This window comes from Pseudomonas sp. TCU-HL1 (genome assembly GCF_001708505.1).
GTDB lineage: Bacteria > Pseudomonadota > Gammaproteobacteria > Pseudomonadales > Pseudomonadaceae > Metapseudomonas.
On sequence record NZ_CP015992.1, the window covers coordinates 1,219,529 to 1,244,661 of the forward strand.

Below are 25,133 nucleotides of genomic sequence, written 5' to 3' on the forward strand. Positions count from 1 at the left end.
CCATGCGTAGCGCCACTATCCGCCGTCAGGAACCCGTAATCGGTCGCGCCGCACCGCCGCGCAAGCCGATACCGCGTGGCGCCAGTCGGATGGTGGAAAAAGAACCGCTGGCCCAGCGTCTGCCAAAGCCCAGCTTCGGTTTCCTGAAGATGCTGGCCTGGCCGGTGATGCTGGCGGTGCTCGGCTTCGGTGCCTATGAGGCCGCGCAGCGCCTGTTGCCCTACGCTGACCGGCCCATCGCCAAGGTCAACGTACAGGGCGACCTGAGTTACATCAGCCAGCAGGCCGTGCAGCAGCGTATTGCGCCGTACATCGCGGCCAGCTTCTTCAGCATCGACCTGGCGGGAATGCGCCGCGAGCTGGAGCAGATGCCGTGGATCGCCCATGCCGAGGTGCGTCGTGTCTGGCCGGACCAGGTCATGGTCCGGCTGGAAGAACAACTGCCCATCGCCCGTTGGGGTAACGAGGCACTGTTGAACAACCAGGGTCAGGCCTTCACCCCGCGCGAGCTGGCCCATTACGAGCAGCTGCCGCAGCTCTGGGGCCCACAGCGGGCCCAGGAACAGGTGATGCAGCAATACCAGATGCTCAGCCAGATGCTGCGCCCGCTCGGCTTCTCCATCGCCCGGCTGGAGCTGCGTGAACGTGGCAGCTGGTTCCTGTCTACCGGGCAAGGCGTCGAGCTGTTGCTGGGACGGGATCATCTGGTGGAGAAGATGCGACGTTTCATCTCGATCTACGAGAAGACGTTGAAAGAGCAGATAGCGAACATTGAGCGCGTCGACCTGCGCTACCCCAACGGCCTTGCAGTGGCCTGGCGGGCGCCGGTCGAAGCCCCGGCGGCGACTACGGTCGCCGTGCAGTGAATTGAGAGAGAAGGTTAGAACCATGGCAAGCGTACAGAGCGGCAAGATGATCGTGGGCCTGGACATCGGCACCTCCAAGGTGGTGGCGCTGGTGGGCGAGATCGCGGCCGACGGCAAACTGGAGATCGTCGGCATTGGCACCCACCCCTCGCGCGGCCTGAAGAAGGGCGTGGTGGTGAATATCGAGTCGACCGTGCAATCGATCCAGCGTGCGGTGGAAGAGGCCCAACTGATGGCCGGCTGCCGCATCCACTCGGCATTCGTTGGCATCGCCGGTAATCACATCCGCAGCCTGAACTCCCACGGCATCGTGGCGATTCGTGACCGCGAAGTGAGCGGTGCCGATATCGAGCGCGTACTGGACGCCGCGCAGGCCGTGGCCATTCCCGCCGACCAGCGTGTGCTGCATACCCTGGCGCAGGACTACGTGATCGACAACCAGGAAGGGGTACGTGAGCCCCTGGGCATGTCCGGCGTACGTCTGGAGGCCAAGGTGCACGTTGTGACCTGTGCGGTGAACGCGGCACAGAACATCGAGAAGTGCGTGCGCCGCTGTGGCCTTGAGGTGGACGACATCATCCTCGAGCAATTGGCCTCGGCCTACTCGGTGATCACCGACGACGAGAAGGAACTGGGTGTCTGCCTGGTGGACATCGGCGGCGGCACCACCGACATCGCCATCTTCACCGAAGGCGCCATCCGTCACACGGCGGTGATCCCGATCGCTGGCGACCAGGTGACCAACGACATCGCCATGGCACTGCGTACCCCGACTCAGTACGCCGAAGAGATCAAGATCCGCTACGCCTGCGCACTGGCCAAGCTGGCCGGCGCCGGTGAAACCATCAAGGTGCCCAGCGTGGGCGACCGTCCGCCGCGCGAGCTGTCGCGCCAGGCCCTGGCCGAGGTGGTCGAGCCCCGTTACGACGAGCTGTTCACCCTTATCCAGGCCGAGCTGCGTCGCAGTGGCTACGAGGACCTGATTCCGGCCGGCATCGTCCTGACCGGCGGCACCGCCAAGATGGAAGGTGCAGTGGAGCTGGCCGAAGAGATTTTCCACATGCCGGTGCGCCTCGGCGTGCCGCATAGCGTCAAGGGGCTCGCGGACGTCGTGCGCAACCCCATCTACTCCACGGGCGTGGGCTTGCTGATGTACGGGCTGCAGAAGCAGTCCGACGGCATGCCGGCGTCCTCTGGCAGCTTCGGTTTTTCCGAGGAAGCCAAGGCACCGGTACTGGAGCGGCTCAAGCGCTGGGTGCAGGGCAATTTTTAAACGCGGTACGCAGTAGGCGAAAAACTAAAAAGGAAGGAGAGGGGATATGTTCGAACTCGTAGATAATGTTCCGCAAACAGCGGTAATCAAAGTGATCGGTGTCGGTGGTGGCGGTGGCAACGCCGTGAACCACATGGCCAAGAGCAACATTGAGGGCGTCGAGTTCATCTGCGCCAACACCGATGCCCAGGCGCTGAAGAACATCGGCGCGCGCACCGTACTGCAACTCGGCCCGGGTGTGACCAAGGGCCTGGGCGCTGGTGCCAATCCGGAAGTCGGTCGTCAGGCGGCCATCGAAGACCGTGAGCGCATCGCCGAAGTGCTGCAGGGCGCCGACATGGTCTTCATCACCACTGGCATGGGCGGTGGCACCGGTACCGGTGCGGCGCCGATCATCGCTGAAGTGGCCAAGGAAATGGGCATCCTCACCGTTGCGGTGGTGACCCGTCCGTTCCCCTTCGAAGGCCGCAAGCGCATGCAGATCGCCGACGAGGGCATTCGCTCGCTGGCTGAAAGCGTCGACTCGCTGATCACCATCCCCAACGAGAAGCTGCTGACCATCCTCGGCAAAGACGCCAGCCTGCTGTCCGCCTTCGCCAAGGCCGACGATGTGCTTGCCGGCGCTGTGCGTGGCATCTCCGACATCATCAAGCGTCCCGGCATGATCAACGTCGACTTCGCCGACGTTAAGACCGTGATGGGCGAGATGGGCATGGCCATGATGGGTACCGGTTGCGCCAGCGGCCCGAACCGTGCTCGCGAAGCCACCGAAGCGGCCATCCGCAACCCGCTGCTGGACGACGTGAATCTGCAGGGCGCCCGCGGCATCCTGGTGAACATCACCGCAGGTCCGGACCTCTCCCTCGGCGAGTACTCCGACGTGGGTAACATCATCGAGCAGTTCGCCTCCGAGCACGCCACCGTCAAGGTGGGCACCGTGATCGATCCGGACATGCGCGACGAGCTGCACGTGACTGTGGTCGCTACCGGCCTGGGCGCGCGCATCGAGAAGCCGGTCAAGGTCGTCGACAACACCGTTCAGGCAGCTGCCGTGGCCACCGCCACTGTCGCCGCTCGTCCGGAGCAGCCGTCGGTCAACTACCGTGACCTGGATCGTCCGACCGTGATGCGCAATCAGGCTCACGCCGGCGCGGCCACCGCGGCCAAGCTCAACACTCAGGATGACCTGGATTACCTGGACATCCCGGCATTCCTGCGTCGCCAGGCCGATTGATGATTTGTATCAGGAGCATTAGGGTGATTGGTGTTCAGCAAAGGGCGGTTCTGCTATTATCGCCGCCCATTGTTGAAAACAGTTCGCAACTTGCGCACAAGCGGCCAATGCCATGATCAGACAACGCACTCTCAAGAACATTATCCGTGCCACTGGCGTAGGGCTGCATTCCGGGGAAAAGGTCTACCTGACCCTCAAGCCCGCGCCGGTGGACACCGGCATAGTGTTTCGCCGCACTGACCTCGACCCCGTGGTGGATATCCCCGCGCGTGCCGAGAATGTCGGTGAGACCACCATGTCGACCACACTGATCAACGGTGAGGTCAAGGTGGACACCGTGGAGCACCTGCTTTCGGCCATGGCTGGCCTGGGCATCGACAACGCCTACGTCGAACTCTCCGCGTCGGAAGTGCCGATCATGGACGGCAGTGCCGGCCCCTTCGTCTTCCTGATTCAATCCGCCGGCCTGCAGGAACAGGACGCGCCGAAGAAGTTCATCCGCATCCTGCACGAAGTGACTGTGGAGGAGGGCGACAAGCGCGCCACCTTCGTTCCCTTCGACGGCTTCAAGGTGAGCTTCGAGATCGATTTCGATCACCCGGTGTTCCGCAACCGTACCCAGAGTGCGAGCGTGGATTTCTCCAGCACCTCGTTCGTCAAGGAGGTCAGCCGTGCGCGGACCTTCGGCTTCATGCGCGACATCGAGTTCCTGCGTTCGCAGAACCTGGCACTCGGCGGCAGCGTGGAGAACGCCATCGTGGTCGACGAGAACCAGGTGCTCAACGAAGACGGCCTGCGTTACGAGGACGAGTTCGTCAAGCACAAGATTCTCGATGCGATCGGTGACCTCTACCTGCTCGGCAACAGCCTGATCGGCGAATTCCGTGGCTTCAAGTCGGGCCACGCGCTGAACAACCGCTTGCTGCGCCAGCTCATCGAGCAGAAGGACGCCTGGGAAGTGGTGACCTTCGAGGATGCCAGGACTGCGCCTATCTCCTATATGCGACCGGTAGCAGCCGTTTAAGCAATACCCTCTTTCCTGACTTCAAAGGCCACCCTCGGGTGGCCTTTTTTAGTGCGCCCAGCATGGGCGCAATCTTGCGGGTGAGAGTCCCGTCGTGAGTTGACCACAGCGAACGAAGTGAAGCGCAACTGCGGAAGGGCGACCGACCGTGGGGAGGAAGCGTGGAGCGAAACTGCGAGCCGATGGACAAGAACCGGATACAAGGCGCTGCCGAGCAGGGCGAGCGGGCAAGAAGCCGCGAAGCTCTCGTGGTCAAGGGTCGGCGGCGTAGATCCGGCGGTTGTGCGTTGAAGGGTTGCGTTCTTACCTGGGGAGATCTCGCCTCATGCCTGAAAGGGCGACGGCGCCAGCCGGAGCGAGAAGTCAGCAGAGGCCGTAGTAGTCGTTTTTTTCGACGAAGGGCCGAACGAGAGAGAGCGCCATAGGCCATCTTGATGCGACATGACCGGAAGTCAGATGCCCGCCAAACGCGGGGCGGACGCAGACGAGAAACGGGGAAGCCGTGAATCGCTCCGTCAGCGACGAGGCATTGCGCCCGCAAGGTGATCCCGAAAGCGCAGGGCAAGGGCTGCTGCAACGCGCCTTTGCGAGAGGCAACCTGCAACGCGCGTGGAAGCGCGTCAAGGCCAACAAAGGGGCGGCGGGAGTCGACGGTCTGGACATTGAGCAGACGGCCGAACACCTGCTGACCGAGTGGGCCGGGGTTCGCCAGCAATTGTTGTCAGGAGTGTACCGGCCCAGCCCGGTCCGCCGCGTGGTGATTCCCAAGCCGGACGGTGGCGAGCGCGAGCTGGGTATTCCGACGGTCACCGACCGCCTGATCCAGCAAGCGCTGCTGCAAGACTTACAGCCGCTCCTCGATCCCACCTTCAGTGAGCACAGCTACGGTTTCCGTCCGGGTCGTAACGCCCACGGCGCGATTCTCGCGGCGCAGCGGTATGTCGCTTCAGGGCGGCGAATCGTGGTGGATGGACGACTGCACTTGAGTGTCAATGAGAGCAAGAGTGCGGTGGTCAGCGTGTTTGGCCGCAAGTTCCTCGGTTATGCCCTCTGGTTGGCCTCGAATGACGAGGTTCGGCGCGGGGTGTCGACGAAGGCGCGGTAAACGCTCAAGCAACGGGTCCGGCAACTGACTCGCCGATCCGGTGGCCGCAGCCTTGCCGACGTGGTGGGGAAACTGCGCAGCTACCTCTTGGGATGGAAAGGGTATTTCGGGCTGGCCCAAACCCCCCGCATCTGGCGAGAGCTGGACGAGTGGGTACGCCGCCGTCTGCGAGCCCTGCACCTCAAGCACTGGCGTCGTGGCAAGACGACCTACCGGGAGCTGCTCCGGCTTGGAGCCACCCCCCGGGTGGCGCAGTCGGTAGCAGCGCTGAGCCGCCGCTGGTGGCATAACAGCCTTTCCGCCGTACACCGCGTACTGACGATTGCCTACTTTGACCGTCTCGGCGTGCCACGCCTCTCCTAACCTCAATCTCTCGAACCGCCCGGTGCGGACCCGCATGCCGGGTGGTGTGGCAGGGGAACGGCCTGTGAAGGCCGTCCCCTATGCCGATTTCAGTGTTTTTGCCGGCCCCAGGTTTCTCAGTCTTGCGGTTTTCCGTGTCGAGCCAAGCGCTCCAGGGCCTGCCGCAGCCGCGGATCGGTCACTGTTTCCGCCGTGGCTTGCAGGCTTTCCGCTGCGGTGGGGGACAAGCGCCCCTCACTGGTCGGAGCACTGTTCGGGGTGAAGCTTGGCTGTACCTTGAAGACGATCCGCTCCAGCCCGGCGAATGCTTCGAAGCCTTTCAACTGGCGAAGCAGGCGGGCCTGCTGGTAACGCAGCCGGGTTGCCCAATGCCCATCGGTGACGATCAACAGCAACCGGCCTTCGCGCCAGGACGCCACATGGCAGTGCTCACGGGCGGCCGGTTGCAGCTGGCTGGCGAGCAACTGCTGCAGCTGATCGATGCGCTGGGCCTCGTTGAACAACGCCCGCAGGGGTTTCTCCTCGCGCAGCAAGGAGGCGGGAGAGCGGGCGGGAAGAGGTCGAAACGCCATGATGGGTGCTTGAATGATGGCTTGGCAGCCCATATTAACAGAAGGGGCTCACCACCCCGGCGTGCGTGTATTGCACGAGGGGCGCGGCGGTCTATTCGAATTCCTCGCGAGGAAGGGCATTGACCAGTGCCATGGACTACGTCCTACGGCGACCGGGAAGTGCTCCCGCTTTCCTCGACAACGATTCCGGGTAGAATGCCCCCTTCGCAAGCAGCCATGGCGGCTGCGCGGGCGACTCCAGGCCGCCCTCCATCCCAATGTGTGGAAGATCCTCTCTATATGTTTGCGCCATTGTTGAAGAAACTCTTTGGAAGCAAGAACGAACGCGAAGTGAAGCGCATGGCCAAGGCTGTCCAGGCTATCAACGCGTTCGAAGAGCAGATGGTGGCCCTGTCCGATGAACAGCTGCGTGCCAAGACCGAAGAGTTCAAGGCGCGCCTGGCCAAAGGGGAAACCCTCGATCAGTTGCTGCCGGAAGCCTTCGCTGTGGCGCGTGAGGCCGGCAAGCGGGTCATGGGCATGCGCCACTTCGACGTGCAGCTGATCGGCGGCATGAGCCTCCACGAGGGCAAGATTGCCGAGATGCGTACCGGCGAGGGCAAGACCCTGGTAGGCACCTTGGCGGTCTACCTCAATGCGCTGTCCGGCAAGGGCGTCCACGTGATCACGGTGAACGACTACCTGGCTCGCCGTGACGCCAACTGGATGCGTCCTCTATACGAATTCCTCGGTCTGTCCGTCGGTATCGTCACCCCCTTCCAGCCGCCGGAAGAGAAGCGTGCCGCCTACGCCTCCGACATCACCTACGGCACCAACAACGAGTTCGGTTTCGACTACCTGCGTGACAACATGGCGTTCAGCCTGGACGACAAGTTCCAGCGCGAGCTGAACTTTGCCGTGATCGACGAAGTCGACTCCATCCTGATCGACGAAGCGCGTACTCCGCTGATCATTTCCGGCCAGGCGGAAGATAGCTCCAAGCTCTACATCCAGATCAACAAGCTGATCCCGCGCCTCAAGCAACACATCGAAGAGGTCGAGGGCCAGGTCACTCAGGAAGGCCACTACTCGGTCGATGAGAAGACCCGCCAGGTCGAACTCAACGAACTGGGTCACCAGTTCATCGAGGAGATGCTCGCCCAGGCCGGCCTGCTGGCCGAGGGCGAGAGCCTCTACTCCGCGCACAATCTCAGCCTGCTGACTCACGTCTACGCTGCGCTGCGCGCCCACACCCTGTTCCATCGCAACATCGAATACATCGTGCAGAACGAGCAGGTGCTCCTGATCGACGAGCACACCGGCCGTACCATGCCGGGTCGTCGCCTGTCCGAGGGCCTGCACCAGGCCATCGAGGCGAAGGAAAACCTGCCGATCCAGGCCGAGAGCCAGACCCTGGCCTCGACCACCTTCCAGAATTACTTCCGTCTCTACAAGAAGCTGTCCGGCATGACCGGTACCGCTGACACCGAAGCGTTCGAGTTCCGTCAGATCTACGGCCTGGACGTAGTGGTCATCCCGACCCACCGTCCCGTCGCCCGTAAGGACTTCAACGACCTGGTCTACCTGACCCAGGAAGAGAAGTTCGGCTCCATCATCACCGACATCAAGGAGTGCCAGGCCAGCGGCCGTCCGGTGCTGGTGGGTACCGCTTCGATCGAGAGCTCCGAATACGTTTCCCAACTGCTAGTGAAGGCCGGCATCGAGCACAAGGTGCTCAACGCCAAGTACCACGAGAAGGAAGCCGAGATCATCGCCCAGGCCGGTCGCCCGGGCGCCGTGACCATTGCCACCAACATGGCCGGTCGCGGTACCGACATCCTCCTCGGCGGCAACTGGGAAGCCGAAGTGGCCGCGCTGGAAGCCCCGAGCGACGAACAGGTCGCGCAGATCAAGGCCGAGTGGCAGAAGCGCCACCAGCAGGTGATCGAGGCCGGCGGCCTGCACGTGGTTGCTTCCGAGCGCCACGAATCCCGTCGTATCGACAACCAGCTGCGTGGCCGTGCCGGTCGTCAGGGTGACCCGGGGTCCAGCCGCTTCTACTTGTCGTTGGAAGACAACCTGATGCGCATCTTCGCCTCCGACCGGGTGAAGAACTTCATGAAGGCCCTCGGCATGCAATCCGGTGAGGCCATCGAGCATCGCATGGTCACCAACGCCATCGAAAAGGCGCAGCGCAAAGTCGAAGGCCGCAACTTCGACATCCGCAAGCAGCTTCTCGAGTACGACGATGTGGCCAACGAGCAGCGCAAGGTGATCTACCACATGCGCAACAGCCTGCTGGCCGCCGAGGACATTGGCGACACTATCGTCGAGTTCCGCGAAGAAGTGCTTAACAGCACAATCGACGCCCATATCCCGCCGCAGTCCATGCCCGAGCAGTGGGACATCTCCGGCCTGGAGGCCGCGCTCTACAGCGATTTCGGCCTGAAGCTGCCGATCCAGCAGTGGCTCGACGAAGACGACAAGCTCTACGAAGAGACCCTGCGCGAGAAGATCCTCACGGACCTGCTGGCCGCCTACAACGAGAAGGAAGACCTCGCCGGCGCAGAAGCGCTGCGTGCCTTCGAGAAGCAGATGCTGCTGCGCGTGCTGGACGACCTGTGGAAGGACCACCTGTCCACCATGGATCACCTGCGCCACGGTATTCACCTGCGCGGCTATGCCCAGAAGAACCCGAAGCAGGAATACAAGCGCGAGTCCTTCACCCTGTTCCAGGACCTGCTCGACTCCATCAAGCGAGACACTATCCGCGTCCTGTCCCACGTCCAGGTGCGTCGCGAAGACCCGGCCGAGGAAGAGGCTCGTCTGCGTCGCGAGGCCGAGGAAATGGCCAGCCGCATGCAGTTCCAGCACGCCGCCGCGCCGAGCATCGATGAGCCCGAAATGGACGAAGAGCAAGGTGACGTAGCCGTGGCCGCCGCTGCCGCTGCCGCTGCCGCCCCGGTGCGCGCTGAGCCCAAGGTAGGCCGCAACGAGCCTTGCCCGTGCGGTTCCGGCAAGAAATACAAGCACTGCCACGGCCAGATCAGCTAACGCCTGCCGTAGTCATTGCCCGCGCCGCGACCGGCTCTGCCGCTCGCGGCGTTTTTCCAGCTAACCCCTGGCCGGCTGCGTCCCCCGCAGTCGGCTGTCCGATCACAAAGGAGCGCTTCCCATGGCTGTTGGTCTTGGCCCTCTGCCCACCCTGCACCCGGTTCCCGGTTTCGAACTCGGCATCGCTTCCGCCGGCATCAAGCGCCCAGGGCGCAAGGATGTAGTGGTAATGCGCTGTGCCGAGGGTTCCACCATCGCTGGGGTGACCACCACCAACGCATTCTGTGCGGCACCGGTGCTGATCACGCGCGAGCGCCTGGAAGGCGACGTGCGCTACCTGCTGACCAACACCGGCAACGCCAACGCCGGTACCGGTCCGGATGGCCTGGTTCGCGCCCGCCGGGCGTGCGCCAGGCTGGCTGAGCTGGCTGGCGTGGGTGAAGACGCGGTGCTGCCGTTCTCCACCGGCGTGATTGGCGAGCCGCTGCCGGTCGAGAAGATCGAGGCCGCGCTGCCGGCCGCTCTGGCCGATCTCAAGGTGGACAACTGGGTGCTGGCCGCAGAAGGCATCATGACCACCGACACCCAGCCCAAGGGTGCCAGCCGCCAGTTCGAGCACAACGGCGTGACCGTCACCGTCACCGGCATTAGCAAGGGCGCCGGGATGATCCGCCCGAACATGGCCACCATGCTCGGCTACATCGCCACCGACGCCAAGGTTGCGCGTGACGTGCTGCACGCCCTGGTGCGCGACGCGGCGAACAAATCCTTCAACCGCATCACCATCGATGGCGACACGTCCACCAACGACTGCTGCATGCTGATCGCCACTGGCCAGACCGGCCTGCCGGAAATCACCGCTGCCAGCGGCGAGTTGTTCGCCAAGCTCAAGCAAGCGGTGTTCGATGTCTTCATGGAAATCGCCCAGGCCATCGTGCGTGATGGCGAAGGCGCCACCAAGTTCGTGACCGTGCAGGTCAACGGCGGCGGCAACCACCAGGAGTGCCTGGACGTGGCTTACGCCGTGGCCCACTCGCCGCTAATCAAGACCGCGTTGTTCGCTTCCGACCCCAACTGGGGCCGTATCCTCGCCGCCGTGGGCTACGCAGGCGTACCGAACCTGGACGTGAGCAAGATCGACGTGTTCCTGGGCGAGGTCTGCATCGCCAGCCAGGGCGGCCGTGCCGCTACCTACACCGAAGCACAGGGCGCAGCGGTCATGGCTCGGGAAGAGATCACCATTCGCATCCAGCTGGGTCGTGGCGATTGCAGCGAAACGATCTGGACCACCGATCTGTCCCACGAGTACGTGAAGATCAACGCCGAGTATCGCACCTGAAGACACGCTCACGATCGGCGGCATATCTGCCCGTCGGATCGTGAGCGGGTGCTGAGCCCTAGCTTGGCATTCCTGACTTTCATGCCCCGATGAAAATCGGGAATTTGCCAGGCGCGCATGCGGCTTCCATGATCCAGCGACACGTACAGGAACTGGAACAAAGGAGCACGACATGTCCCTCTCGCTGGTAATTGGCAACAAGAACTACTCGTCCTGGTCGCTGCGCGCCTGGCTGGCCATCGAGCTGACCGGTGCCCCCTACGACGAAGTGCGTATTCCCCTCTATCAGGCAGACAGCCACAAGCGCCTGCTGGCTTACTCGCCTACGGCCAAGGTTCCGGTTCTGCAGTCTGAGGACGGCACCATCTGGGATTCCCTGGCGATCGCCGAATACCTCGCCGAGCGCTTCCCCGAGGCGCATCTCTGGCCTTTCGGCCAGGCGGCACGCGCCATGGCCCGTGCGTCTTGTGCCGAGATGCACAGCGGCTTCGTACCGCTGCGCAGCCACATGCCGATGGATATGCGCCGCAACCAGCCGTTGGCCGAAGTGCCGGCTGAAGTGGCCGACGACATCCGTCGAGTCTGCGCCCTCTGGGCTGAGTGCCGTTCGCGCTTCGGCCAGGACGGCCCCTTCCTGTTCGGCCATGCGAGCATCGCCGACGCCTTTTTTGCGCCGGTTGCCAGCCGACTGCGCAGTTATGCCGTGGAGCTGCCGGCGGACGCCGCGGCCTATGTCGAGACCATCTACAACTGGGCGGCCTTCCAGCGTTGGTACCAGGCAGCCTTGCAGGAAACGGAGATCATCGAATGAAACGAGTGCATGTGGCGGCCGCCGTGATTCGCGGCGCCGACGGACGGGTGCTGATTGCCAGGCGCCCGGACGACAAGCACCAGGGCGGCCTCTGGGAGTTCCCGGGCGGCAAGGTGGAGGAGGGCGAGGCCGTGCAGGTCGCGTTGTCCCGAGAGCTGGAGGAAGAGCTGGGCATTCGTGTCAGCGCTGCCCGGCCGCTGATCCAGGTCCACCATGACTATCCGGACAAGCACGTGCTGCTGGACGTTTGGGAAGTCAGCGCTTTCACCGGCGATCCCCACGGCGCCGAAGGCCAGCCTTTGGCGTGGGCGTCGCCGCGCGAGCTGGCGGACTATGAGTTTCCCGCGGCCAACAAGCCGATCGTGGCGGCCGCGCGTTTGCCGGATCGCTACCTCATTACGCCTGACGATATCGAGCCTCCAGCGCTGCTGGCGGGCCTCACGACCGCTTTGGCCAATGGGGTGCGCCTGGTACAACTGCGTGCGCCACGGATGTTCGACGCCCAGTATCGCGACCTGGCCGTGGACGTGCAGGGGCTCTGCGCCGGGCGCGCCCAGTTGATGCTCAAGGGCCCCCTGGAGTGGCTGGGCGATTTTCCCGCGGCGGGCTGGCACCTGACCGCCGAGCAACTGCGCAAGTACGCCCCTAACGGCCGTCCGTTCCCCCGCGAGCGCTGGCTCGCGGCGTCCTGCCATAGCGTCGAGGAACTGCAACTGGCCGCCGCCATGGAGGTGGATTTCGTCACCCTCTCGCCGGTGCAAACCACCCAGACCCACCCCGAAGCCCAGCCTCTTGGCTGGGAACGTGCGGAACAGTGGCTGCAAAGCTTCAGCCAGCCTGCTTTCCTGCTCGGCGGTGTCGGTCCCAATGACCTGGTACGTGCCCGACAGGTCGGCGCGCAGGGTGTGGCGGGGATTCGGGCCTTCTGGCCGGAGGCTTGAGCTGTTCGCGAGCAGAGCTCGCTCCTAGGAAGCGTCACAGCCAGATGGCATCCCACAGCGGATAGTCGCCTACGCGCCGGACCAGTCCGGCGCGTAGTGGATTGGTCACCACATACCGCGCCAGTGCCCGGAGATCCTCTTCGGTGCGCACGGTGCGGTCGTGGTAGCCCTTCTGCCAGACCTGGCCACTACTGCCCAGAAAGGCATTCACGCTTTTTGCGCTTCGTGACTTAAAGCGCTGCATCAATTGCTCAAGTGAGCCCGTTTGCAGTTGCACCATCCAATGCAAGTGGTCCGGCATCAGCACCCAGCAAAGTGTCCTGGCCAATCCGGTTTCCTGCACTTCTCGCAACTGCTCGACCACCTGGCGCCCAACATCCAGTTCGCCGAACAAACGGCGGCGCTGGTGGGTGACGGTTGTCAGCAGGTAAATACGGTCAGCCTCTGAAAACCGGCCGCGACGCAGGGCGTTGCCCTGAAAGCGCTGCATCTCGAAATCCTTCTCAAGTTTCTGCTCCCGTCCGTAGGAGCGAGCTCTGCTCGCGAAGCGCTGGTGTCACTGCTTGCTTGCCGCCTGCCACAGCACTTCGTCCACACCCTGCCGTCGGGCGATCAGGCGCGCGGCGACGAAGAGCAGGTCGGAGAGGCGGTTGAGGTAGGCCAGCAACGCTTCGCGCAGCGGTTCTTCGCTATTCAGCGTCTGAGTGCGGCGTTCGGCGCTGCGGGCGAAGCTGCGGCACACGTGGGTCTGGGCCACCAGGCGCGAGCCGCCGGGCAGGATGAAGTTTTTCAGTGGGCCCAACTCGTCGTTCCAGCGGTCGATGGCGGCTTCCAGTCGCTCGATTTCCTGGTTACCCACCACCTGGTACTCCGGCATCGCCAGCTCGCCACCCAGATCGAACAAGCGATGCTGGCAGGGAGCCAATACCTCGATCACCTCTGCCAATCCTGGCCAGCGCTCGACGCCGTCGGTCAGCTCAGCCAGCAGCAGGCCCAGTTGGCTGTTCAGCGTGTCCACTTCGCCGATCGCTTCGATACGGGGATGGTCCTTGGGCACCCGACGACCACTGGACAGGCCGGTTTCGCCCTTGTCGCCGGTGCGGGTGTAGATCTTGGAAAGGCGGTTGCCCATGTCAGGCTCCTGCGTCCGCGGGGCTGGAAGTCAGTGGCAGGCGCAGCGTGAAGCGGGTGCCCTGGCCGGGCTTGGATTGCACTTCCATCTGGCCCTTGTGGTTGTTGGTGATGATGAAATAGGACACCGAGAGGCCGAGCCCGGTGCCCTGGCCCACTTCCTTGGTGGTGAAGAAGGGTTCGAAGATGCGTTTGCGAACGTTCTCGGGAATGCCCACGCCATTGTCTTCTACCTGGATTTCCGCCCAGGGCGGACTCAGGCGGGTGCGCAGGCTGATGCGGCCTTCCTCGTCGTCCTCGCGCAAATGGATGGCTTGCGCGGCGTTCTTCAGCAGATTGAGCAGGACCTGCTCCAACTCATTGGCGGTGCCCGGCACAGGCCCAAGGTCCGCATCGAACTCGCGGCTGATCTGCAGGCCTTTGAAATCGAAGCCCTCGGTCAGGTCGAAGTCGTTACTAGCGATCTCCAGTGCCTGGTCGATCAGCACCGGCAACTGGCAGGGCGCCAGTTGCCGGTTGCTGCGACGGCTGAAGGCCAGCATGTGGGTGACGATCTTCGCCGCGCGGGCGCCGGCCTGGTGGATATCATCCAGCAGCTTGGGCACTTCGCGGGCATCCAGGTACAGGTTGACCGCTTCCAGGCTGATGCCGTTGATGGCGGCCTGTTCCTGGTTGCGGTCCAGCTCCGGGGAGATGCGTCGGCGAATGTTCTGCACGTTGTGCAGGATGGCCCCCAGGGGGTTATTGATTTCATGGGCCATGCCGGCGGCCAGGCCGCCCACCGAGAGCATTTTCTCCGATTGCACCATCAGCTCTTCCATGGATAGGCGCTGGGTGATGTCGTCGATCCGGATCACCACGCCACGACCGGTACCGCCCATCAGCGGGTAGAAGGTCAGGGCGTAGTGCTGGACGTTCTCGCCGACCCGCCAGCTCACCCGCTCCACCTTCTCCACTTTGTGTTTTTCGGCGGTCAGGCGGATTTGCGGGAGGAAGGGTTTGAGTGAAGGGAAGGCGAGGAACACCGGCTGGTTCAGGGCATCGTCCATGGGTGTTCCGGAGAGGGCGCTGGCTTCCTGGTTCCATTGGGTGACGTAGAGCTGCTCGTCCAGGGCGATTAGCGCCGAGGGCATGGAGTCGATGATGCTGTTGAGGTAGTTCTGGAACCCCGTGAGCTTTTTCTCGATCTTGCTGCGCACCTGCACTTCCAGCTCCAGCTTGCGGTTGGAGTGGCGGGTTTCCTCGGCCAGTTCATGGGCCTGGTCGAAGGCGGCCTGGGCGTCGTCGCGGGCGCGCTTGAGTTGCTGCTCGCGGGCCTCGATGCGGCTGAGCATGGTGTTGAAGGCATCGGCCAGGCTGCCGATTTCGTCGCGGTTGCCTCGTGGCGCGCGCAACGCGTAGTTCTCTTCACGGGTGACTTGGCGTGAGAGTTCCTCGAGACGGCGAATCGGCCGGGTGACCATGCGTTTTATCTGCCGCGCGATCAGCAGCCAGAGCAGCACGCTGCACGCGAGGATCGCCAGGCTGGCGGTCAGGGTGCCGGTGTAGAACACGCCGGGTAGTTCGCTGGAGGCAACCAGCAGCAGGTGACCGGGACTCTTGCCGGGGATGGGCAGCTCGGTGAGGTGAGTGGTGCGGAACTCCTGCCGGCGCCAGCGTGGCAGCTCCGACGCCGTCAGGGGCAGGTCGAGCTGCTCGCCCCGCTGCAGGTGCGCCAGAAGGCGGCCGTCGCTGTCGTACAGGGCCGCGGCGCGAAGTGGGGTATAGCCGTCCAGGCGTGCCAGCATCTGTTTGGCGCTCTCTTCCGAGGCTAGCGCCTCGGGGCCGAGGGCGGAGGTGGCGAAGAGGCGGCCCACGGTCACCAGCCCCTGCGGTGCGACGCTTTCCTGGGATATCCAGTAGGCGGCGCTGATAAAGGCCAGATTGGCGATGAGCAGGACGGTGGCGAGAAGCACCAGCAGGGCGGCGAGCAATTTACGGCCGACCGACAGGTTCTCGAGGCGCTGACGCAGGCTGGTCAAGGAGGTGGATATCCGAGGCTGGACTGAAGGGCAGGTTAGCGCGGGGTCAGGTGACGGGCAATCCGCGCTGGTGCAGGTGGGCCTTCAGGCGTTCATGGAGGCTTTCCAGGTGCGGCAGTCTGAGCCGGTGGCGGGTGGCGGTCGCGCAAGCGTGGCCGAGCAGGTAGCTGATCTCGGTACGGCGCCCGTTGGCGACGTCCTGGTACATGGAGGAATAGTTCGCCGCGGTGGCCTGGATCACGCGTAGCACTTCGTCGTGCAATCCCTCGGCGGCGTCCGGCTGGCCGCAGCGTTGCAGCAGCTCGCTCAGTTCCGCGCACAGCACGCCGACTTCAGCGGGGTGCTCGGCCAGGCCGCCATTGCGGCAGTCGTGCAGTACAGTGAGGGGATTGATGGCGCAGTTCAGCGCCAGCTTTCGCCACAGGCGCGACAGAATGTCCGGCGTCCAGCCATGGGGAATGCCCGCTTGCTCCAGATCGGCCAGCCAGCCCGGCGCGGCCGGTTGCAGCGGGTCGCCGAGCCAGGTGAAGCCGTGACCGGCAAAGACCACGCGGAAGTCTGCCTCGCGAAAAGCGCCCTCGGTGCTGGAGGCGAGCACGCAGCGAGCGTGGGGCAGGCGCAGGGCGACGGCATTCTGGCTGCCCAGGCCGTTCTGCAGGAGGATCAGTTCGGCGCCGGGGGCCAAGCGCTGCAGCAGGGGCTGAACTGCGGCTTCGGCGTCGTAGGCCTTGCAGGCTACCAGCAGTCGGCTGATGGGGCCGGGGTGGCTGGGCAATTCGGCAGGGATCGGGTACTGGTGGGCCTTGCCTTGTTCCACCAGGGTCAGGCCTCCCGCGTCTTCATAGGCCTTGAGGCGAACCCGGTCGCGCAGCAGCAGGTGTACCGGTAGTCCGTTGCGCGCCAGGCGCGCGGCCCAGAGGCTGCCGAGACTTCCGGCGCCGACGATGTGCCAGGTCATGGCTGCGGCAGGCGCAGGGCCGTGACCCGGCCGCTGGCATAGGCTTCAGGCAGCATGGTGGCGGCCTTGTCCAGCAGCTCTTCGGCATCCAGCGGCAGGGCCTTGGTGTCCAGGCCCACGAGGGAGATGCCGGCCTTGAGGGTGATGAAACCTTCGCTGGTCTTGAAGGCTTTCAGATTCAGCCCTTCGTGCAGGCGGCGGAAACTGCTGGGCGAGCATTCGTGCAGGTCGTCCAGCAGGGTGATCAGGCCGAAGTGGCTGTCGTCCACGCGGGTCAGCACGTCCAGCGGGCGCACCAGTTGCTGCAGGCGCCGGGCGACCCCGTGCAACAGTTCGTTGTAGAAGGTTTCGCCGTACTGCTGGCGCAGTTGCGGCGCATCCAGTAGACCGATCAGCAGATAGCACAGCGCGCCGCCACGGGATTCCACCTGGCGCAGGCTGTCGGTCAGCTTCTGTCGCAGGTAGCGCGGGTTGCCGAGGCCGGTGAGGGAGTCGACCAGGTTGCGCTGTTCCAGGCTGGCGATATTCTGGGTGAGCAGGCGGTTTTCCTGCAGCAGGCGTTGCAGGGTGTTGCACAGGCGGTCGGCGGCGTAGACGCGCGGAACCAGCTGTTCGCTCATGGCTGCCTTGCTGATGAAGTCGTCCACCCCACGGTCGAACGCCTCGCCCAGGACGTTTTCACCTTCCTTGCCGGTGAGCAGGATGATGTAGCTGTAGTGATCGGTCATCTCGTCGAGCTGGCGCACCCGCGCGGTAAGCTCCAGGCCATCGATCTCGGGCATCAGCCAGTCGGCGAGGATGACATTGGCCGGCTTGTGCTCCAGCAACTGCAGGGCCTCGCTGGCGCTGCTGGCGAAGCGCAGATCCTGGTAACCGGCCTGGCTCAGGGTACGGCCGATCATGGCGCTGGAGAACTTGGCATCGTCCACCACCAGGATGCTGAGGTGAGGGTTGGGCATTTGGCAGGCTCGCAAGGGGAGTGGGACAACGGAGTATGGCGTTATGATATCAAGCCTCTTGCAGGTTGCCTTGTCGCCCTACCGTTCTGCCGGTTGCGGACTGCTGGGGAAGGCCCCGTAAGACGGCTTGTCGCTCGGTTATAATGGGTGCGCATTTTTAACCGTCAAGCCAGGCGCTTTCATATCCGTGATGCAGATCGCGCCGTCTATCTGGAGGAATCCCATGCCCTCGTTCGACGTGGTGTCCGAACTGGACAAACACGAAGTCACTAATGCCGTCGATAACGCCATGAAGGAGCTCGATCGCCGCTACGACCTGCGCGGCAAGGGCAGTTTCGAGTTCAAGGAGCTGACGGTCACCCTGACGGCCGAAGCGGACTTCCAGCTGGAGCAGATGCTGGAAATCCTCAGGATGGCTCTGGTCAAGCGCAAGATCGACGTCCAATGCCTGGAGATCAAGGATTCCTACGCATCCGGCAAGGTCGTGAAGCAAGAAGCCTTACTGCGTGAAGGTATCGACAAGGAACTGGCGAAAAAGATCGTCGCCCATATCAAGGAAAGCAAGCTCAAGGTCCAGGCCGCGATCCAGGGTGAGCAGGTTCGTGTCACCGGCAAGAAGCGCGACGACCTGCAGGAAGCCATCGCTGCCCTGCGTGCCAAGGAGTTTGGCATGCCCCTGCAGTTCAACAACTTCCGCGACTGAGTGGAACCTTCGCGGCCGATTCGCGTCGCAACCCTGGAGTCCGTTGAACCTTCGCCGCCATGGCTTGTGCATGGCGGCGGGGTTTTGCATTGCTGAAATACTCAGGAGAACGCCCATGGAGATGAACGTCGACCAATTGGTGAAAGTATCCGAGGCCTGGTTGCCCATACTGCTGGAATACAGCGGCAAGCTGACGCTGGCCTTGCTCACCCTGCTGATCGGCTGGTGGCTGATCAATCTGCTGACCGGCAGGGTCGGCACCCTGATGCAGCACCGCCGGGTCGATCGCACCCTGCAAGGGTTCATTGGCAGCCTGGCCAATATCATCCTGAAGGTCCTGCTGATGGTCAGCGTGGCCTCGATGATCGGCATCTCGACCACCTCCTTCGTTGCGGCCATTGGTGCGGCGGGCCTGGCCATCGGTCTGGCGTTGCAGGGTAGCCTGGCGAACTTCGCCGGCGGCGTGCTGATCCTGCTGTTTCGCCCGTTCAAGATCGGTGACTGGATCGAGGGGCAGGGCGTGGCCGGGACGGTGGACAGCATCCAGATCTTCCACACCACCCTGAAGACCGGCGACAACAAGGTGGTGATCGTGCCCAACGGCAGCCTGTCCAACGGCAATATCACCAACTACTCGCGGGAGAAGACCCGCCGGGTGGATATCAATATCGGTATCGATTACGACTGCGACATCAAGCGTGCCAGGCAGGTGCTGTTGGATATCGCTCACGATCCCCGTGTCCTCAGGAACCCCGAGCCGGTGGTATTCGTCACCGGGCTGGGCGAAAGCGCAATCAACATCTCCCTGCGAGTCTGGGTCGCGACGAACGACTATTGGGCGGTGAACTTCGACTTCATCGAGCGCGCCAAGGAAAAGATGGACGAAGCGGGGATCAGCATTCCGTTCCCCCAGCGGGTCGTGAAGCTGGTGCAGAGTGCGTAACGCACCCGAATAAACAAGGTTCATCGCGCTTTCCCGGGGAAGGCGGCCTTGATTTTCAGGAAGAAGTAGGCCGAGTCCCGGAAGCCATAGGCCATGCGTTTGATCACCTTGATGCGGTTGTTCACCCCCTCCAGAACACTGGTGTGCATGGGGAAGCGAGCACTGGCGAGGATGCCCCGAGCGTATTTGCGCAGGTTGCGCGCAAAGCGCTGTAGCGGTGCGAGGCCGCTTTCCTGGGCATGTCGCAGCCAGGCCCGCCAGCGCCGCCAGCCTTCCCGCACGCAGGGGGCGTACCAGACTTCCTTCAGAGCATCCTTGAGCACATAGACAGTAGCCAATGGCTGGTTGGCGTCGAGGAGCTCCTGCAACTGCACGGCCTGTCCGTCCTTGAGGTTTTCGCGATTGCGCAGCAACAGCCAGCGGCTTTGCTTGACCACCTTGCGCGCCGGTTTGTCTTCGCGCAGGAGGTTGGCTTGGTCGACCCGGATACGGTCGATCACGTCACGACCGTAGCGCGCCACCACATGAAACAGGTCGTATACCACTTCGGCCTGCGGGCAGTGCTGCCGCACTTCCAGGTCGAAAGCGGTGTTCATGTCCATGGCCACCGCCTCAATCTGCTGGCAGTGCTCGCCGAGTAATTCGAAGAACGGGCGGATCGCCTCACGGCTGTTGCCGTGCCCCACCCACAGCACCCGCGTGCGCTCGGCATCCATGATCACCGTGGCGTAGCGATGGCCTTTGTGCAGGGCGAACTCGTCCATCACCAGCCGACGCACCTCGCCTGGCTCAAACGCGCCAACCGAGGCTTCCAGGCGGCGCTTGTCGAGTGTCTTGAGGGTGTGCCAGTGCAGGCCGGTGAGGCGGCTGACGTGGCTGATCGGCAACAGTTGCAGCAAGCCCTCGAGCCAGACTCGCAAGCGCTGGGTCAGGCGGGAGGCTGGCTCCAACCAGTCAATCCGTTCGGTCACCCGCCCACAATCCAGGCAGTCGACGCGGCGCACCGGCAGTTGGAGCAGCACACGCTGATCCAGCAGGTCACGGTCACGCACCTGACGAATTCGCCGCTCGTGGATCAACGGACTGGGCTTGGCACACCGGCTGCAAATCGGTAAGTGCTCGGCCAGGGGCTCAAGACTGATTAGCAGGGTGTCGTGAGTGGCTTGGCGACAGGCGACGACCGCGTAGCCTGGCCAGAAAGCAGCAAGATCAATAGGATGCACGGCGGCAGCAGGGAGTGGGGGTTGGTTCGTTTGGCGACTGCCAATCTACCCACTTTCCTGACTGTCAACTCGCTCTTTCCCCAGAATCCGCGAAGAACCATAAACAAGGCCGGCTTATGCCGGCCTTGTTTCTATCTGCGGTAATCAGGACTGCTCGGGGGAGCCGGGGGCCGCAGGCGAGTTGGAGGAACCGTTCTCCTTGGGCTGCTGGCGGTCGCGACCCCATTGAATGGCGATCAGCACCAGGGTGGGAATACCCAGCAGGGCCGTGAGCATGAAGAAGTTGTGGTAGCCCACGCTTTCCACCATCACGCCCGAGTAGCCGCCGATCAGGCGCGGCAGCAGCAGCATGATGGAGCTGAGCAGGGCGTACTGGGTGGCCGAAAACTTCAGGTTGGTCAGGCTCGACAGGTAGGCGACGAAGGCCGAGGTGGCCAGTCCCGCGCTGAAGTTGTCGCAGGAGATGGTCAGAATCAGCATGTTCAGGTGCGGGCCCATATCACTCAGGGCCACGAACATCAGGTTGGTTGCCGCCGAACTGACGCCGCCGATGAAGAGAATGGGCAAGATGCCGAAACGCACGATGAGCAAGCCGCCAGCGGCCGCGCCGAGCAGCGTCATCACCAGGCCGAACAGCTTGCTGACGCTGGCGATCTGCTCCTTGGTGAAGCCCTGGTCGATGTAGAAGACGTTGGCCATCACGCCCATCACGGTGTCCGACATCCGGTACGTGGCGATCAGGCCGAGCAACAGCAAGGCCTGCCAGCGGTATCTGTGGACGAACTCGTTGATCGGCGTCAGCACCGGTGCCATCAGCAGGCGGCCGGCAGCAGAGAAGCAGGCCAGGGTGATCAGCAGGAACAGGGTACCGCGGGGCCAGGCGCCGGAGGAGAACGCCTTCGCGGCCGCGGCGACGGTCACCAGGATCACGATTAGCACGATGATCGACACCGCCTGGTGGACGAAGTCGAAGTTCGGCATCACCTTGCCCCGTGCGGCGACCAGCAACTGGCGGCGCTGCTGGCTGAGCAGTTCGCGCACCGGCATGATCTGGCGCATGCCCCAGGGCGACAGGCAGGTGACGAGGAAGATGGCGTAAAGCGCCGCGCGTGGCCACGCGCGGTCGAGCAGTCCGGTGACCATCGCTGGCAACGAAATCAACATCACCAGCAGGATCAGCACCGACGACAACTGATGCTTGAGCTTGAAGCGCGAGGTCGTGCTGGCGGCCGGCAGGTCCACTGGGGGTTCGCGCATCCACAGGCTGGTGATCAGCCCCGGCAGCATCAGCAGGGCGAACAGCAGGTAGGTGCCGGCCCAGGCGCCGTACTCATAGACCTTGACGGTAGAGCCGAACCACTCAGCGAAGTAGAGCGCTCCGGCAGTCGCCAGCAAGGCGGCGACGCGGTAGCCAGTCATGTAGCTGGCGGCGAGGGCCGCCTGGCGGTTGTCTTCGGCGATTTCCAGGCGGTAGGCGTCGATGGCGATGTCCTGGGTGGCCGAGGCGAAGGCCACGATCACTGCCAGGGCGATCAGCCAGGTGAGGTTCGTCTGCGGATCGCACAACGCCATGCCTACCAGCCCGAGGCCCACCAGTGCCTGGGACAGCACCAGCCAGGAACGCCGGCGGCCGAGGCGGCCCAGCAGCGGCAGGCGCCATTGGTCGAGCAGGGGCGACCAGATCCATTTGAAGGCGTAGGCCAGGCCGATCAGGCTGGCGAAGCCGATGGTCTCGCGGGATACCCCGGCCTCGCGAAGCCAGACGGAGAGGGTGGAAAACACCAGCATGTACGGCAGGCCGGCGGCGAAGCCCAGCAGCAACAGGGAAAGGGTGGCCGGCGAGGCATAGGCGGCGATGGCGGCGCGCCAGGAGCGATGGGACATTAGCGATGCGGTCCGAAAAGCGTGGTGCTGGGCATTGGGTTGCTCGTGGCGTGCAGGACAGGGGCGGGCAACAGGGCAGGGCGCACTCTAACCCTTGGGCGGCATGGGATGCCAGCCGTGCCGACGCATGTCCACCCTATCGTTCAGGATACTGACCCCTTCGGCGCGCAAACGTGCCCGCTGCTCGCTCCCCGAGGGGGTGCCCAGCGCCAGGCTGAAGCGCCCGCCAGCCCCCAGTACCCGGTGCCAGGGCAGCTGCGTGCCGTCTGGCAGTTGGCTCAGGGTGCGCCCGACCCAGCGCGCCGCCCGCCCCAGGCCTGCCAACTCGGCCAGTTGGCCATAGGTGACCACCTTGCCTTCCGGTACCTGGCCGAGGGTCAGGTACAGCGCCTCGCGACGGACGTCCACGCTTGCCGTTGGCAAGTCCCCCCCTGCATGCTCTGGCGCCTCATTTCTCTTCTTCTTGCCGACCATGCTGCTCCGTAGCCTTTGTGCTGTGTTCTCGTTTGTCCTGTGCGCGCCGATCTGGGCCGACACCGTCTGGTTGAACAATGGCGACCGCCTGAGCGGCGAGATCATCCTGCTCGATGGTGGCAAGCTTGCGCTCAAGACCCAGTATGCCGGCCGGGTGCTGATCGATTGGAAGGATATCGACACCCTCAGTTCCGAAAAACCGCTGGTGCTCAAGCGCGACGGTCTCGACAGCCAGCATAGCCGCAGCCTGAAAGCGGCAGGCAAGGGAATGGTGCGGCTGGAGAACGGCAAGCGCGAAACCGTGCCCCTGGCCAGCATCCGCCAGATGGTGCCGCCGCGCCCCTTGCTCAAGGACCGCGTCTGGGAGGGCAATCTCGACGCCAAGCTGGACATGGAACGCAATGAGGACACCAAAGATGAGTGGAAGCTAAAGGGCGACACCCGCGTCGAATACGGGCGCTGGCGCCATGTGCTGAGCGGCCAGTTGGAAAAGGAAACCAAGAATAGCGCCCGCACCGAGGATAACTGGGAGCTGGAGTACGACCTCGATCGCTTTTTCACCGAGCACTGGTTCGTACGCGGCAGTTACGACCAGGACAACGATGACTTCGCGTTTTTCGAACGCCAGCGCTCCTACGGCGTCGGTCCTGGTTACCGCTTCTGGGACAACGAACTGGGCCGCTTCGATCTGATCGCCCAGTTCACGCGTTTCCAGTTGGAAAGCGATGCCGGGAATCTGGACTTCAATGCCCACTCCTTCGAATGGGACTTCAAGCGGCTGATCTGGGGGACGCGTTTTGAGCTGTACTCCAAGGCTCAGTTGCAGGTGCCGCAGATGGAGGAGGTCGACTACGTGCTCGACAGCGAATTCGGCTTGCGTTACCGCCTCAACGATTGGGCGCGACTGTCGTTGCTCTATGAGCTGGACCAGTTGCGCGGCCTTGGCCAGACGAACTCGGACCGGCACTACCTCATCGGTGTCGGCATCGGTTGGTAGCTCCGGAGCAGGGCGCGTCCATCGATTTTCTGGAACTCGTCGGAAGCAGGCCGGTCAGTTCTTGCTCTGCTGTCGGTCATAAGGATAATGCCCGGCTTTTTTTGAGAACCAGAGCCGAAGAAGCCGCTTTATGTTGTCCAGAACCCTGCTTTGCGTGGCGCTTGCCGCCGCTTCCACCGCCACTTTCGCCGACACCGTCTGGCTGAAGAACGGCGATCGACTCACAGGCACCATCCGCGTCTTCGATGGCGGCAAGCTGGTGCTGGAAACCGACTACGGCGGCACCATCCCGCTGGACTGGAAGAAGGTCGCCACCCTGGAGAGCGACCGCGAACTGCTGATCAAGCAGGGCGACCTCGATGGTGAGCGTGCCAAGTCGCTGCAGCGGGCCGGGGACGGCAAGGTCATCCTCGCCAATGGCGAAGCGCCCAAGGAGGTGGAACTGGCCAGCATCGAGCAGATCATGAAGCCCAAGCCCCTGGTCGAGGACCTGACCTGGACCGGCAACGTCGGCCTTTCCCTGGACTACAAGCGCGCCGAGAAGGACACCGACGACTACGACGTCGACTTCAAGACCAAGGCCCGTCACGGCCGATGGCGCCACAACGCGTCGGGTGAGTACAACCGCGAGTTCACCGATGACGTGAAAACCACGGAGAACTGGGAAACCGAGTACGCCCTCGATCGTTTCATTACCGAAAAGTTCTTCTGGCAGGGACGCGGCGAGTACAAGCGCGACAAGATCGAAGACCTCGAGCGTCAGCGCACCCTGGGTACCGGTCCCGGTTACCAGTTCTGGGACGACGAACTAGGCGCCTTCTCCCTGGCCGGCCTGGTCAACCGCAGCGACTACCAGTTCTCCAATGGCGAGAAGGAGAACTTCTATTCGCTCAGCACCAAGTGGGACTACAACCGATATCTGGTGGGAAAAACGGTGGAGCTCTTCACCACCGGCGAAGTCGGTCGTCCGCTGGACAACACCGCCGACTACTCCCTGGATGCCGAAGTGGGCCTGCGCTACAAGCTGACGGATTGGGCTTCCCTCAACATGAAGGCCGAGAAGGACATGGTCAGCGGCTCTGAGGGCGAGATCGACGAGACCCGCTACACCGTCGGCTTCGGCGTGGGCTGGTAGTAAGCCCGCCCTGCCTGTGGGAGCGATTTCAATCGCGATTGAAATCGCTCCCACGATCAAAAGCCCCGCAGCGCTCCTTATACCCACGCGCCATTCCCATACATCCGGGGTGCCTTCCCCTTGCTGGTGTAAACTTAAAAGTCC

At 63.4% G+C, this 25,133-nt stretch carries 20 protein-coding genes and 2 pseudogenes; 13 read left to right on the forward strand and 9 right to left on the reverse strand.

Annotation, left to right across the window (positions count from 1 at the left end):
- Positions 1 to 2 precede the first annotated feature (2 nt).
- The 5 genes and pseudogenes from THL1_RS05655 to THL1_RS05675 all read left to right on the forward strand — a co-directional run bounded on the left by THL1_RS05655 (position 3) and on the right by THL1_RS05675 (position 5,865).
- Entirely contained in the window at positions 3 to 866 is an 864-nt protein-coding gene (locus tag THL1_RS05655) for a cell division protein FtsQ/DivIB (protein WP_069082343.1), read from the forward strand.
- A gap of 22 nt (positions 867 to 888) precedes the next feature.
- Complete coding sequence (gene ftsA, locus THL1_RS05660; RefSeq protein ID WP_069082344.1) at positions 889 to 2,139, forward strand: cell division protein FtsA; 1,251 nt, start codon at positions 889 to 891, stop codon at positions 2,137 to 2,139.
- A 46-nt stretch (positions 2,140 to 2,185) separates the two neighbouring features.
- Positions 2,186 to 3,373 carry a cell division protein FtsZ gene (gene ftsZ / locus THL1_RS05665; RefSeq protein ID WP_069082345.1) on the forward strand — a complete coding sequence of 396 codons (1,188 nt, stop codon included), beginning with the start codon at positions 2,186 to 2,188 and terminating at the stop codon, positions 3,371 to 3,373.
- A 112-nt stretch (positions 3,374 to 3,485) separates the two neighbouring features.
- Complete coding sequence (gene lpxC, locus THL1_RS05670) at positions 3,486 to 4,397, forward strand: UDP-3-O-acyl-N-acetylglucosamine deacetylase (RefSeq protein ID WP_069082346.1); 912 nt, start codon at positions 3,486 to 3,488, stop codon at positions 4,395 to 4,397.
- 502 nt (positions 4,398 to 4,899) lie between these two features.
- A pseudogene (locus THL1_RS05675) lies at positions 4,900 to 5,865 on the forward strand (group II intron maturase-specific domain-containing protein).
- Positions 5,866 to 5,981: 116 nt separating this feature from the next.
- On the opposite strand, the gene THL1_RS05680 reads toward THL1_RS05675, so the two are convergent.
- Positions 5,982 to 6,437 (reverse strand): DUF721 domain-containing protein, encoded by a 456-nt coding sequence (locus THL1_RS05680; protein WP_069086421.1) that lies wholly within the window; start codon positions 6,435 to 6,437, stop codon positions 5,982 to 5,984.
- Between the two features lie 279 nt (positions 6,438 to 6,716).
- Here THL1_RS05680 and secA point away from each other — a divergent pair, with 279 nt between their 5' ends.
- The 4 genes from secA (at position 6,717) to THL1_RS05700 (ending at position 12,561) form a co-directional block, all read left to right on the forward strand.
- Positions 6,717 to 9,470: a preprotein translocase subunit SecA gene (secA, locus tag THL1_RS05685; protein ID WP_069082347.1), complete on the forward strand. Its 2,754-nt coding sequence runs from the start codon at positions 6,717 to 6,719 to the stop codon at positions 9,468 to 9,470.
- Between the two features lie 121 nt (positions 9,471 to 9,591).
- On the forward strand, positions 9,592 to 10,809 hold the full coding sequence (argJ, locus tag THL1_RS05690) for a bifunctional glutamate N-acetyltransferase/amino-acid acetyltransferase ArgJ (protein ID WP_069082348.1): 1,218 nt from the start codon (positions 9,592 to 9,594) through the stop codon (positions 10,807 to 10,809).
- A gap of 172 nt (positions 10,810 to 10,981) precedes the next feature.
- Positions 10,982 to 11,620: a glutathione S-transferase family protein gene (locus tag THL1_RS05695; RefSeq protein ID WP_069082349.1), complete on the forward strand. Its 639-nt coding sequence runs from the start codon at positions 10,982 to 10,984 to the stop codon at positions 11,618 to 11,620.
- Complete coding sequence (locus THL1_RS05700) at positions 11,617 to 12,561, forward strand: Nudix family hydrolase (protein WP_069082350.1); 945 nt, start codon at positions 11,617 to 11,619, stop codon at positions 12,559 to 12,561. Before THL1_RS05695 ends, THL1_RS05700 begins: the two co-directional genes overlap by 4 nt.
- Before the next feature lie 34 nt (positions 12,562 to 12,595).
- Here the strand turns inward: THL1_RS05700 and THL1_RS05705 are convergent, their stop codons facing one another.
- The 5 genes and pseudogenes from THL1_RS05705 to THL1_RS05725 form a co-directional block, all read right to left on the reverse strand.
- The gene (locus tag THL1_RS05705; protein ID WP_069082351.1) at positions 12,596 to 13,051 is read right to left on the reverse strand and encodes an REP-associated tyrosine transposase; all 456 of its coding nucleotides are present in this window, start codon (positions 13,049 to 13,051) and stop codon (positions 12,596 to 12,598) included.
- 66 nt (positions 13,052 to 13,117) lie between these two features.
- Positions 13,118 to 13,693 carry a cob(I)yrinic acid a,c-diamide adenosyltransferase gene (locus THL1_RS05710; protein ID WP_069082352.1) on the reverse strand — a complete coding sequence of 192 codons (576 nt, stop codon included), beginning with the start codon at positions 13,691 to 13,693 and terminating at the stop codon, positions 13,118 to 13,120.
- A 1-nt stretch (position 13,694) separates the two neighbouring features.
- A complete protein-coding gene (locus THL1_RS05715) occupies positions 13,695 to 15,713 on the reverse strand; it encodes a sensor histidine kinase (protein ID WP_069082353.1) in 2,019 nt (672 codons plus the stop codon).
- 46 nt (positions 15,714 to 15,759) lie between these two features.
- Positions 15,760 to 16,671, reverse strand: a complete 912-nt coding sequence (locus THL1_RS05720; protein WP_069082354.1) for a putative 2-dehydropantoate 2-reductase — start codon at positions 16,669 to 16,671, stop codon at positions 15,760 to 15,762.
- Positions 16,668 to 17,657, reverse strand: a pseudogene (locus THL1_RS05725) (response regulator); the annotation flags it as partial. The gene THL1_RS05720 and the pseudogene THL1_RS05725, both read right to left, overlap by 4 nt.
- Positions 17,658 to 17,853: 196 nt before the next feature.
- On the opposite strand from THL1_RS05725, the gene THL1_RS05730 reads away from it, so the two are divergent.
- Both THL1_RS05730 and THL1_RS05735 read left to right on the forward strand, forming a co-directional pair.
- Complete coding sequence (locus THL1_RS05730; protein WP_069082356.1) at positions 17,854 to 18,333, forward strand: YajQ family cyclic di-GMP-binding protein; 480 nt, start codon at positions 17,854 to 17,856, stop codon at positions 18,331 to 18,333.
- 115 nt (positions 18,334 to 18,448) lie between these two features.
- Positions 18,449 to 19,276 carry a mechanosensitive ion channel family protein gene (locus THL1_RS05735; RefSeq protein ID WP_069082357.1) on the forward strand — a complete coding sequence of 276 codons (828 nt, stop codon included), beginning with the start codon at positions 18,449 to 18,451 and terminating at the stop codon, positions 19,274 to 19,276.
- Between the two features lie 20 nt (positions 19,277 to 19,296).
- Here the strand turns inward: THL1_RS05735 and THL1_RS05740 are convergent, their stop codons facing one another.
- The 3 genes from THL1_RS05740 to THL1_RS05750 all read right to left on the reverse strand — a co-directional run bounded on the left by THL1_RS05740 (position 19,297) and on the right by THL1_RS05750 (position 22,857).
- Positions 19,297 to 20,499 (reverse strand): ISL3 family transposase, encoded by a 1,203-nt coding sequence (locus tag THL1_RS05740; protein ID WP_145928262.1) that lies wholly within the window; start codon positions 20,497 to 20,499, stop codon positions 19,297 to 19,299.
- A 144-nt stretch (positions 20,500 to 20,643) separates the two neighbouring features.
- On the reverse strand, positions 20,644 to 22,383 hold the full coding sequence (locus THL1_RS05745; protein WP_069082359.1) for an AmpG family muropeptide MFS transporter: 1,740 nt from the start codon (positions 22,381 to 22,383) through the stop codon (positions 20,644 to 20,646).
- An 87-nt stretch (positions 22,384 to 22,470) separates the two neighbouring features.
- Positions 22,471 to 22,857, reverse strand: a complete 387-nt coding sequence (locus tag THL1_RS05750; RefSeq protein WP_237234773.1) for an MGMT family protein — start codon at positions 22,855 to 22,857, stop codon at positions 22,471 to 22,473.
- Between THL1_RS05750 and THL1_RS05755 the strand changes: the two genes are divergently transcribed.
- Together THL1_RS05755 and THL1_RS05760 are read left to right on the forward strand one after the other, a co-directional pair.
- Positions 22,856 to 23,854, forward strand: coding sequence for a DUF481 domain-containing protein (locus tag THL1_RS05755; protein WP_069082360.1), 999 nt, complete (start codon positions 22,856 to 22,858; stop codon positions 23,852 to 23,854). The two genes, THL1_RS05750 and THL1_RS05755, sit on opposite strands and share 2 nt — an antisense overlap.
- A 130-nt stretch (positions 23,855 to 23,984) precedes the next feature.
- Positions 23,985 to 24,989, forward strand: coding sequence for a DUF481 domain-containing protein (locus tag THL1_RS05760; RefSeq protein ID WP_069082361.1), 1,005 nt, complete (start codon positions 23,985 to 23,987; stop codon positions 24,987 to 24,989).
- Positions 24,990 to 25,133 lie beyond the last annotated feature (144 nt).

Excerpts from the sequence above, each read along its gene's own strand:
- THL1_RS05655 (WP_069082343.1), top strand. The coding sequence starts at position 3 with ATGCGTAGCGCCACTATCCGCCGTCAGGAACCCGTAATCGGTCGCGCC.
- ftsA (WP_069082344.1), top strand. The coding sequence starts at position 889 with ATGGCAAGCGTACAGAGCGGCAAGATGATCGTGGGCCTGGACATCGGC.
- ftsZ (WP_069082345.1), top strand. The coding sequence starts at position 2,186 with ATGTTCGAACTCGTAGATAATGTTCCGCAAACAGCGGTAATCAAAGTG.
- lpxC (WP_069082346.1), top strand. The coding sequence starts at position 3,486 with ATGATCAGACAACGCACTCTCAAGAACATTATCCGTGCCACTGGCGTA.
- THL1_RS05680 (WP_069086421.1), bottom strand. The coding sequence starts at position 6,437 with ATGGCGTTTCGACCTCTTCCCGCCCGCTCTCCCGCCTCCTTGCTGCGC.
- secA (WP_069082347.1), top strand. The coding sequence starts at position 6,717 with ATGTTTGCGCCATTGTTGAAGAAACTCTTTGGAAGCAAGAACGAACGC.
- argJ (WP_069082348.1), top strand. The coding sequence starts at position 9,592 with ATGGCTGTTGGTCTTGGCCCTCTGCCCACCCTGCACCCGGTTCCCGGT.
- THL1_RS05695 (WP_069082349.1), top strand. The coding sequence starts at position 10,982 with ATGTCCCTCTCGCTGGTAATTGGCAACAAGAACTACTCGTCCTGGTCG.
- THL1_RS05700 (WP_069082350.1), top strand. The coding sequence starts at position 11,617 with ATGAAACGAGTGCATGTGGCGGCCGCCGTGATTCGCGGCGCCGACGGA.
- THL1_RS05705 (WP_069082351.1), bottom strand. The coding sequence starts at position 13,051 with ATGCAGCGCTTTCAGGGCAACGCCCTGCGTCGCGGCCGGTTTTCAGAG.
- THL1_RS05710 (WP_069082352.1), bottom strand. The coding sequence starts at position 13,693 with ATGGGCAACCGCCTTTCCAAGATCTACACCCGCACCGGCGACAAGGGC.
- THL1_RS05720 (WP_069082354.1), bottom strand. The coding sequence starts at position 16,671 with ATGACCTGGCACATCGTCGGCGCCGGAAGTCTCGGCAGCCTCTGGGCC.
- THL1_RS05730 (WP_069082356.1), top strand. The coding sequence starts at position 17,854 with ATGCCCTCGTTCGACGTGGTGTCCGAACTGGACAAACACGAAGTCACT.
- THL1_RS05735 (WP_069082357.1), top strand. The coding sequence starts at position 18,449 with ATGGAGATGAACGTCGACCAATTGGTGAAAGTATCCGAGGCCTGGTTG.
- THL1_RS05745 (WP_069082359.1), bottom strand. The coding sequence starts at position 22,383 with ATGTCCCATCGCTCCTGGCGCGCCGCCATCGCCGCCTATGCCTCGCCG.
- THL1_RS05755 (WP_069082360.1), top strand. The coding sequence starts at position 22,856 with ATGCTGCTCCGTAGCCTTTGTGCTGTGTTCTCGTTTGTCCTGTGCGCG.
- THL1_RS05750 (WP_237234773.1), bottom strand. The coding sequence starts at position 22,857 with ATGGTCGGCAAGAAGAAGAGAAATGAGGCGCCAGAGCATGCAGGGGGG.
- THL1_RS05760 (WP_069082361.1), top strand. The coding sequence starts at position 23,985 with ATGTTGTCCAGAACCCTGCTTTGCGTGGCGCTTGCCGCCGCTTCCACC.